The organism is Pedobacter ginsengiterrae, assembly GCF_039537385.1.
Classification (GTDB): Bacteria; Bacteroidota; Bacteroidia; order Sphingobacteriales; family Sphingobacteriaceae; genus Pedobacter; species Pedobacter ginsengiterrae.
The window spans coordinates 151,324-170,310 of record NZ_BAABAK010000019.1 but is presented as its reverse complement, the minus strand read 5'-3'; the positions used below and the strand labels follow the sequence as shown (position 1 = coordinate 170,310).

Sequence of the window (18,987 nt, the reverse complement as noted above, 5' to 3'; positions counted from 1 at the left end):
TTGTTTTAATTTACAGATCACTTACCGATTCAATTCTATAGGCCTTTTCACCCGATGGCGTATCCCATTCTATTATCGAATCTACCCTATGCCCAAGTAATGCAAGCCCAATTTCGGATAAGATAGAAATCGTTCCATGTTTCTGACGAGCCAGATTTGGCGGCACAAAAAGATAAGTAAAAGAATCGCCAGAGTTAATTTCCCTAACAATAACTTCCTTATAAACATCAACTATATTTGGTGGTAAATCTTTCCTGTGTACCTGTTTGGCATTTTTAAGTTCGATCAAGAGCTGGGATTCGTTTTTAGGGCTTACTTTTCTTTTTCTAATTTGTTCTTTTAAAATATCGAACATACCCGTTGTAAGGGTGATTTGCTTTGCTGCAGAATGATGGTTATTCATAAAAAATATATAAGATTAATCAATAATAATTTCCTATAGATATTTCTGATCGCCCCGAAAGCTATAGAACTTCGGGGCAGAATTACCAAAATCAATTATAATTTTAATGATATAATTTTTCATTATGCTTAATTATTGAGGTGCAATTACTTCTGTTATTTTAAACTGTTTCAAACCTGCAGGAACTTTCCACTTTACTAATTCTCCCTTTCTAAAACCTATTAAAGCGGCTGCAATAGGTGTTAAGATCGAGATCTTTTTCTGTTTAATATCTGCATATTGGGGCAATACAATGGTAAGCTCCATCACTTCGCCTGTTATTTCCTCAGCGATATAAACTTTAGAGTTTAACCTAATGGCATGCGCTGGAAAAGCGTCATCTTTAATAATGAGAGCTCTACTCAACTCAGCAGAAAGAGACATCTCATCTGTAGTTTTTTTAAGTTTACTGAAGAATGGTTTTAAAAGGTTATAATCACTTTCGGTAATGATAACCGGGTTGCTTTCGTTCAAATTCATATTTAAATTATTTAGGTGCATTATTTAGCTGGAAGTGTGTTTCGCTCATCCATTACATTCTAAACCAAATCAATACTGATAATCAAAATTTCACCACACAACTACCTGTTTAAAAGGTAATTTATGAATCTAAAAAATCGATAAAATAAAATTGTAAGCAGCAATACCTTAACGTAAGCCAAAGCATAAACAGATTTAATAAAATAAATGAAACTGATAAGGAAATCCCCGAAACCTGAATTTAATTCTTTTTTAAAAGGCCGGGGTTATGGTATCAAAATCCTTAAAGGAAGGAATATAAAATAGCCTGCTAAAAAAACAGAATATCGATTTCGTTATACACGCACACAACAAAATAATACGGGCATTATTGCGCATGCTTTGATTGTGTAGTTCGATATTTCTGTAGCAAGTATTCAAATCGAACCAAAGATAACCTTTATAAACAGGGATTGCAAATTTCAGGTTAGCCTACCCCATCACAAACAAATCTATCTAAATAGTATGTCGTAAGCGAATCTTAAAATCGTTCCGAAAACAACAATAAGGAAGAAAATACGAACAAATTTATTGCCTTTTAACAAAGCTAGCTTTGTGCCTAAGTAAGCACCGCACACATTAAAAATAGCCATGGGAATAGCATATTGGAAAAGAATATTTCCAGTGGAGCTGAAATATAATATTGCGGCCAGGTTGGTGGCAATATTTACAATTTTAGCATGAGCGCTTGCACCTATAAAATCGAAACCTAAAATGGCAATAAAAACTAAAATTAAGAATGAGCCAGTTCCAGGGCCAATTAGTCCATCGTAAAAACCAATCAGTAACCCAAATACAGCCGCCATTAATACTTGTTTTTTAGCGGAATGATTTTTCTCTTGATGAATGCCAAATTGTTTATTGAAGTAAGTATAAAGTGCAACCAGAATAAGTACAACTAAAATAATTGGTTTAATTACAGAATTATCAATCCTACTGACCAAAAAGGCACCTGAAAGTGCTGCCACAAAAGCAGTGCTAGCACAAGCAACAAGAACTTTAAAATTAAATTTTACTTTTTTAGAATATTTAATAGCCGCCAACGTTGTTCCAGCTATTGATGGAATTTTAGTAGTACCCAATAAAGTTGCTACAGGATAATGTGGCAAAATTAACAAGGTGGCTGGAGTTTGCAATAAACCACCGCCACCTACTATTGCATCTATAAACCCAGCAGCAAAAGCTGCCACGCAGAGTAGAATCAGTTCATTAATCATTGATTAGGGCAGGCAAGATTAAAATTCATATTTTCCCTAATCCATTTTCCATCTGTAATCTTTCCTCATCAAACTACATTCTTTCTGGCGAAGTAATCCCTAAAATCAGCATCCCTTTATTTATTAAATCGGCTGTTTTTTTACTTAGGTTTAAGCGGAATTGTTTAGCATCGCCTGCTTCTGTTTTAACAATCGGCGGAATTTCGTGGTAAAACTTATTAAACAGCTTTGCAAGCTCGTATAAATAATTGGCTAAACTTGCAGGACTGTGTGCCTTCGCAGCAGTTTCAATTTCAGTTGGGTATTTTGCCAGTTGCATTATCATTTCAAGTTCTACATCTGCAATTCCAGAAAATGTTGGCGTATTAATTGAAAACTGATAATCAGCTTTGCTTAATAATGATTTAATCCTAGCATGTGTGTATTGGATAAAAGGACCTGTATTGCCTTGAAAATCGATACTTTCGTTTGGATCGAAAAGCAGACGTTTTTTCGGTTCTACCTTTAAAAGGAAATATTTTAAAGCTCCTAAACCAATATTTTTGTAAAGCTCTTCTTTATAATCCGCAGAAAAATCGTTTATTTTACCAAGCTCTTCTGTTTTTTCCTGAGCCGTAGCAATCATATCTGCAATTAACTCATCCGCATCTACCACTGTACCTTCGCGACTTTTCATTTTACCATTAGGTAAATCTACCATTCCGTAGGATAAGTGATATAGTCCTTTTGCCCAGCTCTTACCCAGTTTTTCCAGAATTAAAAACAGAACTTTAAAGTGATAATCCTGTTCATTACCAACCACATAAATCGACTCATCCATTCCAAAATCATCGAACTTCATTTTAGCGGTTCCCAAATCCTGCGTAATATAAACAGAAGTTCCATCGGCACGTAAAACCAGTTTCTGATCCAGGCCATCAGCAGTTAAATCTATCCAAACTGAGCCATCCTCTTTCTTAAAGAAAACGCCTTTCTCTAGACCTTCATCAACAGTATCTTTTCCTAAAAGATAAGTATTGCTTTCGTAGTAAAATTTATCAAAATCAACACCCAGATTTTTGTAAGTAATATTAAAACCTGCATAAACCCATTCGTTCATGGTTTTCCACAGCGAAACAACTGCTTCATCGCCTTGCTCCCAAGCCAACAGCATCTGTTGTGCTTCTTTAATTAAAGGCGCATTTTTCTTTGCTTCGTCTTCAGTTTGTCCTTCAGCTTTTAAAGCTTCAATTTCTTTTTTATATTCCTTATCGAAAATTACATAGTATTTCCCAACCAAATGATCGCCCTTTAAGCCAGCGCTTTCCGGCGTTTCGCCATTACCCCATTTTTGCCAGGCCAGCATCGATTTACAAATATGAATACCTCTGTCGTTTACCAGATTTACTTTAAAAACCTCATAACCATAAGCTTTAAGCAATTCAGCTACAGAATAGCCCAACAAGTTATTACGTACGTGCCCTAAGTGAAGTGGTTTATTTGTATTTGGCGAAGAATATTCTACCATCACCTTTTTCCCGTTCGGTTTGTAGCTACCGAAGTTTTCATCCATAATTTCCTCATTAAATTGTTTAAGGAAATAACGTTCGGCAATGCTTAGGTTTAAAAAGCCTTTTACTACGTTGAACTTAGTAACATCATCCACATTGGCAACTAAATATTCGCCAATTTCATTAGCGGTTTGCTCTGGCGATTTTTTAGAAACTTTGGTTATTGGGAAAACAACTATGGTTACCTGGCCTTCAAATTCTTTACGGGTTTCTTGTATATTGATTACACTTTCGGCTAGTTCTTCGTTATAAAGTTCTTTAACAGCCTTAAGCGTTGCGGTAATAATAAAATTCATGGTTCAAAAATAGCGATTATAGCGCAAAGCTGAAAGGGCAAAGCCAAAAGCCAGCTAAAAAGAATGTTTAAACTTTAAGCTTGTAAGCACTAAAGTTTAAACATTAAAAACGGAATGGATATCTGATAATTAATCCTTTTGAAAGAAGTTCATGATTTGCTTCTTAATTTTATTGGATACTTTTCTGAATACTCTGTATTTTCCACTTACAGGTTTAAATCCAGCCCATTTGGTTTGGTTTAAGTATTCAAAAAAGATGGTTTTAAATTTCTCTTGAGACCTGTAGGTTTTGAAAGTTGGTTTGATATCCAGGTAATGAATTATGTAAGGATCTTCATCGTAAAATGTTGCAAACCAATTCCATTTTGGATTTAATTCTTCCCATTTGTTTGCAAACACAACATTAAGACCATACTGATCAACCAATACAACGTGTTCAGCATAAGTTCTAAGCGTATCAATTACTTTTGTTGATATATCTTGTTCTCTCCACTTAATAACATCGATAAGCATTATACCTGCATTAAAATACTTTGTATCGGCCGTTAGCCCAAAGTCTTTATAATTAGGAATTCCGCCCCAGGCACAATCTACTGTTTTGCCTACATCTATCACAGCGCCAATGGTATTTCCATTTAGTTCTGTATTCCAAAGAATAGAAATGTCTTTTAATACAACTGTATCAACATCCAGATAAATCATTCGCTCTACATCAGCAGGTAATGCATACGGAGCAAAAAGCCTCAAATAAGTAGTTAATGGAAATGCTGATTTATCAACAGGAATGCTAACACCGTCGGGTATAATCGTCTTTTTTTCGAACCATTTTACCGTTAACTTATCAGGATTAACAGACTCTTCTATTTTCCGCTTGTTTAGGCTCGAAATTCCATCATCAATTATGTAAAAATCAATATGTTCTTCAGTGGAATGATTAAGTTCTATAGACTTAACTAAAGCACCAATTAATATTGCATAATGATTATCACTTGCTACGACAATAGAGATATTGTTTTTTTTCATTTTTAAAAAAGTAATTTAATATATCTCCATATTAATGAAAGCACCTGTAAAGAATAGTAGGGAGATAATAATCTTGTATTAAAAAAATAAGATCAAATAAAAATAGTACAAATAATTACATACTACGCAGAAAAACCTGAAATTATATCAATTTTGGTTCTTTTTTATACTTTCAAACCACTTAAGAGCCAGTTGATCTAAACCTTTCTCTGTAAAGTGAACTGCATCGGCCCGATAATATGCCAGGTTCAGTGAGTCTGTATTTGGGCCTCTTTTTATATCAGGTCCTTCCGCGATAAGTTCATTTTGTGCATTAGTAATATCTTTATCGATACCGTGTAAATTATTGTTATTATATGGAAAATAGCTTGAAATAGAGATAAAAAACGGTGCATTAAATTTCCGATCCCTTATCGTTTTTATAACGGATTTTAACCTCATTTTATATTCGGCAGTTGTGGTGTTATCTACATTATCCGTTTCGCCCTGATCCCAAAATATATGTGTTAATTTGATATTGTCTTTCTGGAGATATTCTAATGTTGAAAGAAGTTTTTCTTTACACTCTCCTTCCGACCAGCATTTAACAGATGTGCCACCAATAGCACATGGAACTATAATTACCTTTTTATAAAGCCCACTATCTATTAGCATATCCCCAACTCGGGTCCAAACGCTACTTCCTCCGCCATCTGGTCCTAATAATGGTTCTTTTGCATGGTAAAGTTTTCCTTTGTAGTAGTTATATACTTCATTTTTAGAAACATAACTCCCACTACCGTAGTTACCTGCATTTGATTGGCCAAAAGCCAAAAATATCATCACCTTATCCGATTTTATAATCTTTTGCTGATTAGGAATTTCTTTTCGAAAATGTAAATAGGTTCTAATAAACTGAGCATTAATTAAATATTCTTTATTACGATCCGCCAAAATACCTAACAAAATACAACCAACTATTATAATTAGATATTTTACTTTCTTTTTCATAAATATTAATCTTATAGTAATTATTCTAAGCCTTGTTAAAAAGAGATTTAGTAAAATCCTTTACAAACAGTACAGACTCTTTATAACCAATTATATAAACGCTCCAGAACTTAAAATTTGAGAAATTATTTAACGGTTTATATGCCATAACGATTGCGACAATTGTTGGAAACACCATTGCTATAGTTATGGAGTAAACAGACTTATATAATGCTAAACCGATTGCAATGGCAATACAATTAACAATTAACATTACCCAGATTTTATAAAAATTAATTTTTGGCAAATGAATTACATCTAAAGCTAATGCGAAAAAACGATCTGCCGGCCAGAGTAGTGAACATACAATCATTATTCGCAATAAATTAGGAGCTTCTGTAGAAACATATTCTTTACCTCCCATTATGTGGATTAAAGGTTCGGCAAAAATAAGCACAAATACAGCAATCGGCACTAAGGCAACACTCAGCATACCAACAAGCTTTTTTAAGGTATACATTAATTCAGATTTTTCACCATTATTATACTGAGCAGATAATATTGGCATGCCGCTAGCCGCAAAACTTAACAATGGAATTTCGATAATTTGTAAAAACTTGGCACTTAAATTACAGGTTGCCAAAGCAGCTGGTCCGATCAAGAAGTTAACAATAAATGTACTAGTTAGCCCAAATAAGCTGCTACTTATGTTGGTTCCCATAGCGTACTTCCCAAAATGAAAAAGTTCGATTGTGGTTTTCCTGTCTGCAAATCTAACAGAAAGTATTTTTGTCCATTTAAAAATCAAAACACAGGCGCTGGATAAAAGATTTGCACCCACGAATGTTAATAAAACTGTGTTTAATGTTACTTTATGCAAAATTGCAAGGATAAAAATTACTAACGCAAAGGTACCTTGATTCAAGACCCTTAAAATCAACAGCCTGTCGAACCTTTTGTAAGATTGAACAACACAATTGGCCATAAACGATGGTAATGTAACAACAGGTATTATAGAAAAGTATTTCAAAGAAAGAACTGTGCCTTTATCGGTAAAAAAATTGGCTAGAAAATAAGTTGGTATATTGATAATCACTGCCATGGCTGTTATCGCTAAACCCAGCATCCATGCTGAACCAGCAACTTTTTCAGCTCTCTCCCCTTCTGTTCCTGAATAAAATTTGATGAACGTTATGGTTAAAAAGCCGCCACGTAAAGTATCCATCAAACCATTTATAGTTAAAACAAAAATGTATACGCCAACTTCGGGCAAAGAAAGCGATCTATATAAAATTGCTAAACTAACTAATCCAATAATTGCCATAACGCCATTTCCGAATAAAGATTGAAAATGTACGTTTTTAAATATTGCAATTATTTTATCGAGGTATTTCAGCATTGAAGGTTTATTTTGTAATTTAAGTATTAAGTATTTGTTTCTATATTTAAAGGTTACCAGCCATCATCTGATTATAGGCATAATCGCAAGCTCTTGCAGTCAGTGCCATATAAGTTAAAGAAGGATTCTGACAACCAGAAGAAGTCATACAGCTACCATCAGTTATAAAAACATTTTTTACGGCATGAATTTGGTTAAATCCATTCAAAACGGACGTTTTTGGATCTAATCCCATTCTTGCAGTTCCCATTTCATGGACTGTTGTGCCGCCAGGTGTAGAATAATTAAATGCATGTACATAGGAGAACCCCGAATCCAAAAGCATTTTTTCACAAGTTTCCTTTATATCATCCATCATCTTCTTTTCGTTTTCTTTAAATGAAAAATCGATTTTAACCAAAGGCATGCCCCATTTATCTTTCTGGGTTTCATCTAAAGATATCTTGTTTTCATAATAAGGTAAGCACTCTCCCCATCCCGCCATCCAAATTGTCCACGGGCCAGGTGTTGTAAGTGCATTTTTGAAGTTTTTACCAAAGCCAGGCTCTCCCATCCTATCCATCCACTCCTTCCTTTCGCCATGTCCATTAATGTGATATCCTCTAGTAAAACTTAAACCCTCATCTTTATCTAAATTTCTATATCTTGGAATTAAAAAACCACATGGCCTTCGCCCCTTATAATATTGATCTTTAAGTCCATCGTAAACGCCATAAGCACCAGCAGAAGAATGATGATCCATTAAATTATGACCAACCTGTCCACTATCATTACCAAAACCATTTGGAAAACGCTTAGATTTTGAATTAAGTAATAGCAAACTTGTAGCTATTGTAGACGCATTTATAAAGATTATTTTAGAATAAAATTCGATATTTTCATTTGTGTTTGCGTCAATAACTTTAACCCCCTTGCCTTTTTGTGTTTGTTCATCATAGATAATCTCAGAAACAATAGAAAATGGTCTTAAAGTTAAATTTCCTGTTTTTTGAGCGGCAGGAATAGTTGAACTGTTGCTACTAAAATAGCCTCCAAACGGACAGCCCCTTGAACATAAATTACGATTTTGACAAGGGCCTCTGTTATCCCATCCTCTAGTTAAGTTGGCAACACGAGCAATTGTTAAAGTTCTTTTGTCGTTTTCGTTTATTGATTTTCTTAAATATTGCTCAATGCAGTTAAGTTCCATGGGAGGTAAAAATTTACCGTCAGGTAATTGAGCAAGCTTTTCATTTTGGCCACTTACGCCTATAAAAGTTTCAACGTAATCATACCATGATTCAAGATCTTTATATCGAATAGGCCAATCTACACCATTGCCATCTTTCTTATTAGCTTCGAAATCTAAATCGCTAAAACGATAACATTGCCTTCCCCATATTAAAGAGCGTCCACCAACCTGATAACCTCTAAACCAATTAAATGGCTTTTCTTGAATATAAGGTTGATCTTTGTCACTAACAAAAAAATGTTTGGTTGCTGGAGAATAAGCCCCACTTTGAATTGGGTCCCTTTCAGCATCTACATTGGTGTTATTATAGCCATTTTTAAAATCCCATGGATTTAAATTGGCTGTTGGATAATCTTTTATATGCTCTACGTTTCTGCCTCTTTCAAGAAGCAAGGTTTTGAGTCCTTTTTTACACAACTCCATTGCTGCCCAACCTCCACTAATACCAGAGCCAATAACTATTGCATCATAAGTGTGCTGATTATCAATATTATTACTTTGCATATATTATTTCGTTGCCCAAGATTTTTGGTTGTTTTTTAATTGAATACAAGCTTCGAATGTTTGAGGGACATAATCATAGGCCAATCCTTTAGTAGCGCCTAATTCTGATAAACAATAACCTTCAACTGTTAAACTTTTTAGCTTAGAGAAGAATGTTTGACCCAAAAATTTATTATTTATTTTGTTAAGAATTTGTAACGAGTATATTCCCTTTTCCTCAAAATGTTTTAGTACAATATTTCTTTCAACCGCATTACACTTCATAAATGATTTGTCAAATGAATCAATTGTGTATGCTTCCAAATCATGAAGACCGCTTACAAACTTATTTTGTTCTCTTTTTCCTGTGCAATTTGTTAAAACATTAATGATATAGCCACTTACACCAGCTTCTTTAGCTCCAGGAGTATCAGTTGCAGGAATTATTGTTTCTGCCAGTTCTGCAATTAACGATTGGTAAGATAAGAGTTCATTAACATTGACTTCCTTATTTAAAGATATCCATTTATAAGCTGAAAACGAAGATATACCCGCTGCACTTAAAGCTAATATACTTTTTAAGGTTGTTCTTCTGTTCATTAGAAAATATTAATTTAGTGATCTAAGAAATCTCTATTTATCCAATATTTAAAACTCTTTTAACTCTTTTCAAGGTTCCTTTCCAAAGGCCTCCATCAATTTGAATTCTTCTGTCGGTTGTCCAAACTAATGCTTTAATATTATTTACGTAAAAAAGCTTACCAAAACCTTTATTTCTTAATTTTAATGCAAGCCAACCATCTTCAATAGTGCCTGGAGGATGATTAAATCCTTCTACCTGTAAACCATGTTCTTTTCTAAAGGCAGAATTAAATCCGTAAACATTTACAGCCTCATCTTTTACTTTTTTATTATACCATCTAGAGAGCTGGGCAATATGCTCGTAAAAAAAATAGGTTACTCTACCTGTAGAGCCAATTGGAATTAAAGAAAAACGGCCATAAGTTATCGCAACACCTTCATCTTCGATCAATGGTTTTACCATCAGTTCAATCCAATCTTCAGGATAAATCGTATCCGCATCAGCATTTAAAATATATTTGCCCTTCGCAGCAGCCATTCCTGCATTTCTGGCAAAGGCTATACCTTGTCGGCTCTCACTAACAACTTCAACACCGCAAGCCTTTGCTAAAGCCTCGGTATCGTCTTTCGAATTATTATTAGAGACTACAATTTCTACTTTTCTATTTGTTTTATTAGCGCACAAAGAAGCTAAAGCTGGTACAATGCTTTCTGTTTCGTTATATGCAGGCATTACAACACTAATATCTGGTTCTCCTTTATACAAATTTTTATAACTATCTGCAGCCATTTTGCACATTTCATCTTTTGTTAAATGGCTTTTGATATACTTATTTATTGATGCAGGAATTTGAATTGGCCTCATTCTTTTTTGTATTTTTTGGGATGAATTTTATTAGAATTTAAATACTTCTTCCAACTAATTATTTATTGTTTTTTCTTCTACGTAATGCTCTGTTGCTACAGATATCTTGTTGGCAGACTTCGCCTTCAGTAAAGCTAATACCTGAAAATATATAAACTTTGGGATATCCATTAATGATTTATATATCTTCTGATCCGCTTTAAAATAAGAAAGCGACTTCATGAAAACAACTACAAAACAAACCGCTAATATAGCAAACAGCACGGCCATTTCGGGTATAATGAAAACATTAACTGCAAAACAGAATATTGTAAGAAATAGTAAAATAAATAATGGTGGGCGACAAAGCATTATCCCAAACAGAAACTGATTCCAGTTAAAGTTTATTATACCACTAAATGTCATCCTTAAGCCTAATTTGAAGAACTTAAACCAAGTATTGATCCATCTAGCCCTTTGTTTTACAAGTTGATCAGATTTAGATGTTTTTTCATCCAAAACAATTGCCTTATCAGCAAAAGCAATTTTAAGTTTTCTGATAACAAGTTCATATTGAAGTATTTTATCAAAACCAGCTCCATTACTATCAATATTCTTCAGGCATTCTACATAAATATTTGTTGTAAAAGCCATACCCGATCCAGATAAAGAGGAAGATGAACCAGCATCTGTTAATAATTTCTTATCTACATATCGATAATAAATATCGTTTGCAGCATCTAAACAGGCGTAATTGGTATTTAAGTTTTTAGCTGCCCTAACACCTTGTACGGCTTGGTAGCCCAAACCAAAAACCTTATTCATTTCCAATAAGTAATCGGCATCAACTAAATTATCGCTATCAATAATGGTTAATCTTTCATGAGGACGCTTGAAATTATTAATAGCATAGAAATGAGATTTCACATTACTTGCTAAAACTTCCTCTGGCCTAAGAACTACAACTTTATTATCATCGAATACCAAACTTGAAATATCGCAGTTATCAGCAACTATATAAATTATGTAATTGGTATAGTTAATATTCAATATAGACTTTACAACCCCTGGAATTAATGTTACCTGTTGATAAGCTGTAACAATAATTGCGTAATCTGGTTCAATTGAAGAATCACTTATCTGATTATAATTCTTCTTCGAAGCGAAAAGTTGAATGATCCATAGAAATACGGGAAAAATTAAATTAATAATTACTACCGCTTCTAAAAGATGAAATAAAATCAATAACACGTACATATTTTTATAATCTTACTTCTTACTAATCAATTTATCTATCTCAACTGTCATTGCTTTTACGCTATTTTCCCAGGTATGACTAAAAGCAAATTCTTTCCGTCCAAGTTCAAGTTCACTATTATGCTCATTAAAAGCTTTTTCGATAAGCTTGACATAATCCTCTTTTGTATCTGCCAAGTAAACGAAATCTTTAAAAACCTCCATAGTTTCTGTCCTTGTAGCTATTACAGGTTTACCTAAGGCTAAATATTCATCGATTTTTCTTGGGTAATTTCCTCTTGTAATTGCATTTACAGTTTGAGGATTTATACAAATGTCAAACGCATTAATAAATGAAGGCAATTCATCTACTTCCCGCTGACCAATAAATATTACATTTTTGATGTTATGTAGTTCACTATCCATAAACGAATCATCTTCTGGTCCAACAAGAACTACGTTATAATCTGGATATTGGTTTGCAATGTGCTGAATGATCTCGATGTTTAAGCGTGAAGTACTCAAAGCGCCTACATATCCAATAATTTTCGATTTAATATTCTTCAGTACTTCTGGTAATTCTGCACTTACATTTTTGAATGATTCTATATCACAACCCTGCCCAACATTAAATGATTTTGAATTGTATTTACGACAATAAGCTGCCAGATATTCAGAATTCGCAAAGCAAAAATCGCTTTTGGCGATTAATTCAGGCTCGAGGATCTCACCATGTTTTTTCCAATAATTTACCCCTACCATGTAATCTCTGGAATAGTAAACACTTAAATCTGGCTGTAAATAATCCTTAAGATAAAAAGCTTTAAACATCTCATTATCATTAAATAATATAATGTTTTTAAATTGAAGCTTTTCAATTGCTTTCTTAATTGATTTTGAAAGCTTTTTGTTATTTCTTTTATTTAATAACCTAAAAATAGAAGTAGAATTTATCCAATTTATTGATTCAACGATACAATCAGGATAATAATTCCAAAGGTTATTCTTAATTTTTATAAGTCCTTCCTCCTTTTGATTGATCACATTAATCCGCTTCTGAATTTTGGGATCTTTTTTGTTCTTTATTAAGGTAATGCGATCTAAAGGCGAATTGATATATAAAACACGGTTGGTTTTACTAAGTTCGAGTGCAATGTTTTTACAATTACTTCCAATTTCTGTGTCCCAAGGCTGCTGACCAATTATAACAATATCATTGTTCATACTTAATACTTTTTCAAAAAATAACTATAATTAAAAATATACTGCCTGTAAAAGTATCTCATAACCTTAACTAAAGCACTATCGCTATTTCTCCAAAAATCTCTCTTCACGGTACTCGGTTCTTCCGAACTATTTACCTGATCGAAAACCGATTTAAAATTATCATATAAATAACCTTTTCCTTTTTTCCGTAAAAAAGAAATCATCATATCAAATTCTATTTTATCTGAATGCTTAGTTTCATTATATCTGCCAAATTTTTGCAAAAACGAACTTCGTCTGATATGCGGATGATCGCTATATAAATGAAACTTATTGGTATCGGGCGACCATGGATTAAATATCATCTCCGAAAATCCATTTTTAAATGCTTTTGTTTCAGGATGTTTAAAATACGAATAGAACCTTACGTAATCTGCTGTTTGATCTTGTTCTAAAATCTCCAAACCATCTTTTAATGGTTTTTCGAAACCAGGTAGCGGAACAAAATCTTCCTGAACATAAAGTGTATAAGGACTTTTTACTGCATCCTGCCCTTTATTTAGATTATTGCCCAAGCCCTTATTTTTGGGCGCTTTAAGCAAGGTAAAATCATATTTATTTTTGAGATTCTCTATATACTCAACATGTTCTGGTTTACTGCCATCATCAGAAACTAAAATTTCGTTAAAAGTGCAATTGTAACTATCAAACGAAGCTAGCAACCTTTCTAAAGACTGGCTTCTGTTATAGTGCGTAATCAATAAAGTTACCTTATCAAAGTGAGTTACCTTTTCCGTCATAATTTTACTTCTTATAAAACCTTATCCCAGGTCAAAGTTTCTGCATTGTATTTTTTAACGATTTTGGCGGGATTACCAACAGCAATACAGTACGGTGGCACATCTTTAGTAACAACGCTTCCCCCACCAATTACGCTGTGCTTTCCGATGGTTACACCAGCCGTAATTACACTGTTTGCGCCAATCCATACATCGTCAGCAATTGTAATTTGCTTAACATTTACTTTTTGAAATGCTGGCGGTATATTTACATCTTCATATCCATGATTTAGACCTGATACAACAATGTTTTGTGCAAACATTACATTATTCCCAATTGAAACAGGACCAATAATTACGTTGCCTAATCCAATAATTGTATTAGAACCAATTATTACATCGCCTACACCATTATTAATGGTAGAAAAATCTTCGATTATCGACTTTGCACCCAACTGAAAGTTATTAAAAGGAAAAACATCCATCCTGGTTTTCCACCTAACAATCGATTTTTTACCTCTCTTATGCTTAAAAGGATTAAGAAAAATCCGAACCCACAACCTTGGTTTATGATCATTCTTTGGAATCAGCATAGACAAAGCCATTTGCTTTAACCTGGGGTTTGATTTAATTTTCGAAATTATAGACATAAAATAATACTCTTAACGATAAAATTAGTCGTTTTCCTTATTTAATCCGTTTACTATTCCAAGAATAAAACAGATAATTGCAGGTAATGCAAATATTTCAAATGGCATATTTTTTTTAATCTAATAATGTACTTTTTTCTAATTTCTCCAATCTTGGGCTTATAAAAATAAACACCCATGAAATGTAGATTACAATTGATGTAGGCATATTATTTATAATCTCGTTACCATAACTACAAATTAATACACCAGCATAACCTGCGGTTAAGGCAATGATTTTTGCTTTCAACTGCGGATCCTCCAGTCTCCACACAATAGCACAACACTTACCTAATATAAACATCATTATCGATAACCAAATGGTTAAGCCCACAACGCCATACATTGCCCATAATTTAACAAAATAACTATCTGGCTGTACTGTTGATAGGTATTTATCAGAATTATAATTAACGCCATTATAACCAATTACCCCCAAACCACCGCCAAATGGCCTGGAAGCCATGTATTCTTTTAAATTTCGTTGGGTTATAAACCTCACGTTTAAGGAAGGATCTTCTGGGTTTAATGCTGTTCTTAACCTATATATCTGATAATTTCCATCACCAATGTGTGTAAATTTTAAAATACCAAGCGCAAAAACCGCAACGAAACCACCTAGTATTACTACCTTATAATTTTTACTTAGAAATATAGCTAAAAATACACCTGCTACTAAGGCAAATAGCGCGCCCCTTGTACCAGAAATAAGCATTCCGTAAAGATTTAAGCCAGCGCAGATAAATAATAGAATTTTCTTCCATTTGGTTTTAATCGGACCTAAAGCTAAAATTAATGCCATTAATCCAATATGCGCCTGCGATGCCCCGAATTGGCCAGCTCCTGTGTAAAAAGAAAAAACCCTTAACCGGCCCCAAAGTAAATGGGTACTTGCATTGGCAGTAACAAAGGCAGTTTCACCTGGCGATAAGCCTATAAAAAGCTGCTTCATACCGTTAAGTGATCCTAAAGTAGAAACACCAATTACTAGAATTAGAAATATATCGAGCGATTTGTTGGTTTTAAATATTAGAAAACCTAGTATTACTAAAAATAGCGGATAAAAGGCAGTTGTTCTAATTTCTGCTACCCATGCTAAAGAATTCGAACCAGGATTAACAACTTCTAAAACGCTTATTCCAAACCAAAAGAGCATTAGAAAAACAAAACTATTATTTAGGTTACTCCAATCTTCTCTCGGCGTTTTTACTATTACACCAACGGTTAACAAGAAAATAAAAACCTCGATAAATATACCAAAAGGAAAACCACCGATTTCCCTACCAAGCACAATAAAAGTGAAGCAATAAAAAATAAGCGTAAATAATAGGGTACTTCTCATATACAAATAAGAACAGCTTTAAAATTTCTAAATAATAGTATAAACAACAAATTACTTAGCTGCTTGTTAAAGTCTTATTTAGAACCCAACCTAAAAATCCAGGGAGCTTTTTAATATAATCAACAAATTCTTTATCATTATCGTTTAAAACTTTTCCATATTCAAATACAGATATATTCTTTTCGGTAAACAGTAACCATTCTTTTGCAATGTTTATATCATGCAAACTATTTACATCTACTATAATAATATCAAATTCTTCTCTTAACACTTCGAAACCAGCTTTTAAACTCTTAATGCTTTGCATCTCCAATAATGATTCACGAGCCGTGCTCTTATTCATGATTGTTATCAAATCCTCTGTATGAATTTCTTTCTTTATTAAGAAGGTCTGAAAGTTTTGACTCGTTGCAAGTGCTTTACTTTCTGCTTTTACTACAGGAAGTTCATCTGCAATTAACAATACTTTTTTACCTGTCATAGCAAAAGCATAGGCCAAGCTATAAGCTATAAAGGTTTTACCTTCTTCACCGAATAAACTTGTAATACCTAAAATTTTACTACTATCTGCATCCATCTTTTCAGTTATTTCAAACCTTAATGATCGGAGCATGTCCCGATAAATTTCGTAATTGGGATTTCCAGTTTTATCATTCCAAATATCCCTTATACTCCTTTCATCCCCCTCAATTTTATTTAAAACACCAATAGTAACTGATTTTGTTGCATGTGCCAATTGCGAAGCGCTTTTTATTTTATGATCAAGCATAAACACAAAAAAGACATAAGCAAGGCAGATAAAAAACGAACCCGCGCCTGAACCTGCTAGATAAAGTACTTTTTTAGATGGCTCTGGATTGCCTGGTAAACCAACTTGCTCAATTTGCAGGCGTAAACCCATTGCCTGGTTATTTCTCGACTGAGTATACTGATCAAGGGCAGTCATGTATTCTTTTGTAGCTAAATCAGCTTCTCTTTCATAATTCTGAATATCGGCATCGTATGGTACCATGCTACTATATTTAGCTCTTAAACTTGCAAGTTCGTTATCAATAGATCTAATGCTACTTTTTGCTGTTTGCTGAGCAATTTCTAGTTGTGTTTTTTGAGCAGCTAAAGATTGTTTAGATGCACGAGGATCGTAAACATTTTCATCAAAGTTTTGATTACTCTTAGATTGAATTATTTTAGTCAAAGAATCTACTCTCTTTTGGTCTGAAGCTCTGAAACCATTTTCGATAAACGCATTGTTTGCTGCTTCTCTTTCTTTCTTTAAACTAACAATTTCCCGGTTATCAGCTCTGCTGCTACCGTTTATATTCGGGTCGCTGCCACCTAACTTACTTTGAATAGTATTGATTGCACCTTGAGTAGATTGAATTTGTCTTAATGCATCAGCTCTTTGCCCCTCATATTGTGTAATTTGAGCATACACGGTAGCCGATTGTTCGTTTAGATTTAATACTCCTTTATTTCTTTTAAAATCGGACAAAGAACCATTTTTTGCATTCATGGTAACTTCCTTTTTCTTCAAAACAGAATCTAATAAACCGATCGATTTATTTTGATTGGTATTGACATCAGAACTATAATTAACAATAAATTCGGAAGCTAATGTGTTTACCAAGTATGCAGAAAGATTAGGATTGTCTGATACATATTCGATATTGATAAAATCACTATTATCAGAATGGCTAATGTCAATTTCTTTTTTTAAGCCAGTTTCACCATATCCCATAGACTCAACAATATCATACAATTTGTATTTACCTTTATTATCGGCCAAGGTTAAAACTGATTTCGTAGCCAATTTCTCCCTGAAAAGATTAATTAATTCTTGCTTTTGTTCAGCACTTAAAGAATCGATCTTATCACTATATTTTCTAAAAGCAGATTTAGGTTGCTCTAAATCGTGTAATATTAAATTATATGAGAGTATATTGATGATTTTTTTCATCTTAAACTTCTCCATAATATTACTGAATTGCTGATTTATCTGAAAGAAATCGGTATTCTCATTAGAGATTAATTTTTTCGATGGGTCTAGCAAACCTGTAGAAATCTGAACTTCTGAGCTATACTGTTTTGGTAAATTTTGAACCAAAAAGTAAGTGATTATTACAGCAATAATGGGCACTAAAATTAGCACCCATTTATATTTTTTAACCAGTTTCAAAAATGCTTTTATATCCATATTTAAATTTTAAAGGCTACAACTATTTTACATCAGATAATTTGGAACCAATAATTTGTTCCAATAAATCTTTTGCTTTTAGATAAGTAGTTTCAGCTTGGATTTTTGCCTGCATAGAATTAAACTGATTTATTCGAGATTGATTGTATGCGTCTAAAGTAATTTCGCCTTTTTCAAATCGATTTCTTAAACTTTCAGACACACCCTTATTTTCCTGTGCCATTTGAGTGTTCAGTTTCAATAAAGTTATAGTTTGAATATAATCGTAATATCTTCCTCTAACTTCCTGAGCTATAGTAAGATTATATTCTTCGGCCTGATATTCTAAAACTTTATATTCAAGTTTTGCTCTTTTAACTAAAAAAGGTTTAGAAAGTAAATTACCTAAATTAACATTTATTCCGAATTGGAAACCATTTACAGAATAAGGATTAACTGGATTGAGTACAGATCTATCTTCTGGTCTGTAAAAATACGAACCCGTAAATATATCAAGATAAGATAAGTTAGCCAATGGAATAGCAACTTTACTACTTTCTTTCATGACATCATACATTTTCTTTCTTGGAAAATTTTGTTTAGCCAATTCAATATACTTTTCAAGATCAGCATATTTTATTTCAGGAATAATTGTTTCTTGTGCGGCAGCGTTAATGCTTAAAAATACAAAGAAAGCAAGCGTAATTTTTTGTAGAGTTTTCATTAATAATAGGGTTGTTTATAATGGTTTATTTTTTATATAATTTTGGGATGTAACAAAAAACGTTTAAATATACAATTAAACTTGTTCCTTTTAAATTAGTGCAGGAAAAGTTTTAAGAATTATTTTCAAAATTAAAAAATATTGAGTAGTTATTGGCATTATAATCATCTAGTTCCTCAAACTCTCTTTCAGACATTTCTTTCTGTCCTCTCCTTACTAATTTGCCATAAACCTGTTAATCCGCTGTTTTGATAAATCGTGTAGCACATTAACTTGAGGACGT

General features: G+C 33.1%; 17 protein-coding genes. All 17 read right to left on the bottom strand.

Going from position 1 to position 18,987, the window contains the following annotated elements:
• Window positions 1-10: 10 nt before the first annotated feature.
• Complete coding sequence (locus ABD692_RS18285) at window positions 11-403, bottom strand: GreA/GreB family elongation factor (protein ID WP_344769280.1); 393 nt, start codon at window positions 401-403, stop codon at window positions 11-13.
• 132 nt (window positions 404-535) lie between these two features.
• Window positions 536-922 (bottom strand): GreA/GreB family elongation factor, encoded by a 387-nt coding sequence (locus ABD692_RS18280; RefSeq protein ID WP_344769278.1) that lies wholly within the window; start codon window positions 920-922, stop codon window positions 536-538.
• A gap of 491 nt (window positions 923-1,413) precedes the next feature.
• A complete protein-coding gene (locus ABD692_RS18275; RefSeq protein ID WP_316761580.1) occupies window positions 1,414-2,178 on the bottom strand; it encodes a sulfite exporter TauE/SafE family protein in 765 nt (254 codons plus the stop codon).
• 73 nt (window positions 2,179-2,251) lie between these two features.
• Window positions 2,252-4,024 carry an arginine--tRNA ligase gene (gene argS / locus ABD692_RS18270; protein ID WP_344769276.1) on the bottom strand — a complete coding sequence of 591 codons (1,773 nt, stop codon included), beginning with the start codon at window positions 4,022-4,024 and terminating at the stop codon, window positions 2,252-2,254.
• 129 nt (window positions 4,025-4,153) lie between these two features.
• On the bottom strand, window positions 4,154-5,047 hold the full coding sequence (locus tag ABD692_RS18265) for a glycosyltransferase family 8 protein (RefSeq protein ID WP_344769273.1): 894 nt from the start codon (window positions 5,045-5,047) through the stop codon (window positions 4,154-4,156).
• 147 nt (window positions 5,048-5,194) lie between these two features.
• Window positions 5,195-6,037: a sialate O-acetylesterase gene (locus ABD692_RS18260; RefSeq protein ID WP_344769271.1), complete on the bottom strand. Its 843-nt coding sequence runs from the start codon at window positions 6,035-6,037 to the stop codon at window positions 5,195-5,197.
• A 25-nt stretch (window positions 6,038-6,062) separates the two neighbouring features.
• Complete coding sequence (locus ABD692_RS18255; protein WP_344769269.1) at window positions 6,063-7,415, bottom strand: lipopolysaccharide biosynthesis protein; 1,353 nt, start codon at window positions 7,413-7,415, stop codon at window positions 6,063-6,065.
• A gap of 46 nt (window positions 7,416-7,461) precedes the next feature.
• A complete protein-coding gene (locus ABD692_RS18250; protein WP_344769267.1) occupies window positions 7,462-9,150 on the bottom strand; it encodes a GMC oxidoreductase in 1,689 nt (562 codons plus the stop codon).
• 3 nt (window positions 9,151-9,153) lie between these two features.
• The gene (locus tag ABD692_RS18245; protein ID WP_344769265.1) at window positions 9,154-9,729 is read right to left on the bottom strand and encodes a gluconate 2-dehydrogenase subunit 3 family protein; all 576 of its coding nucleotides are present in this window, start codon (window positions 9,727-9,729) and stop codon (window positions 9,154-9,156) included.
• Window positions 9,730-9,766: 37 nt separating this feature from the next.
• Window positions 9,767-10,576 carry a glycosyltransferase family 2 protein gene (locus ABD692_RS18240; protein WP_344769263.1) on the bottom strand — a complete coding sequence of 270 codons (810 nt, stop codon included), beginning with the start codon at window positions 10,574-10,576 and terminating at the stop codon, window positions 9,767-9,769.
• 54 nt (window positions 10,577-10,630) lie between these two features.
• Window positions 10,631-11,812, bottom strand: a complete 1,182-nt coding sequence (locus tag ABD692_RS18235) for a glycosyltransferase (protein ID WP_344769261.1) — start codon at window positions 11,810-11,812, stop codon at window positions 10,631-10,633.
• Between the two features lie 12 nt (window positions 11,813-11,824).
• On the bottom strand, window positions 11,825-13,015 hold the full coding sequence (locus ABD692_RS18230) for a glycosyltransferase (protein ID WP_344769259.1): 1,191 nt from the start codon (window positions 13,013-13,015) through the stop codon (window positions 11,825-11,827).
• Between the two features lie 2 nt (window positions 13,016-13,017).
• Complete coding sequence (locus tag ABD692_RS18225) at window positions 13,018-13,797, bottom strand: glycosyltransferase family 2 protein (RefSeq protein WP_344769257.1); 780 nt, start codon at window positions 13,795-13,797, stop codon at window positions 13,018-13,020.
• 11 nt (window positions 13,798-13,808) lie between these two features.
• Window positions 13,809-14,369, bottom strand: a complete 561-nt coding sequence (locus tag ABD692_RS18220) for an acyltransferase (RefSeq protein ID WP_344769255.1) — start codon at window positions 14,367-14,369, stop codon at window positions 13,809-13,811.
• 172 nt (window positions 14,370-14,541) lie between these two features.
• Window positions 14,542-15,807 (bottom strand): O-antigen ligase family protein, encoded by a 1,266-nt coding sequence (locus ABD692_RS18215; protein WP_344769253.1) that lies wholly within the window; start codon window positions 15,805-15,807, stop codon window positions 14,542-14,544.
• Between the two features lie 55 nt (window positions 15,808-15,862).
• The gene (locus ABD692_RS18210; RefSeq protein ID WP_344769251.1) at window positions 15,863-18,001 is read right to left on the bottom strand and encodes an exopolysaccharide transport family protein; all 2,139 of its coding nucleotides are present in this window, start codon (window positions 17,999-18,001) and stop codon (window positions 15,863-15,865) included.
• Window positions 18,002-18,023: 22 nt separating this feature from the next.
• Window positions 18,024-18,704, bottom strand: coding sequence for a TolC family protein (locus tag ABD692_RS18205; RefSeq protein WP_344769249.1), 681 nt, complete (start codon window positions 18,702-18,704; stop codon window positions 18,024-18,026).
• Between the last annotated feature and the right edge of the window lie 283 nt (window positions 18,705-18,987).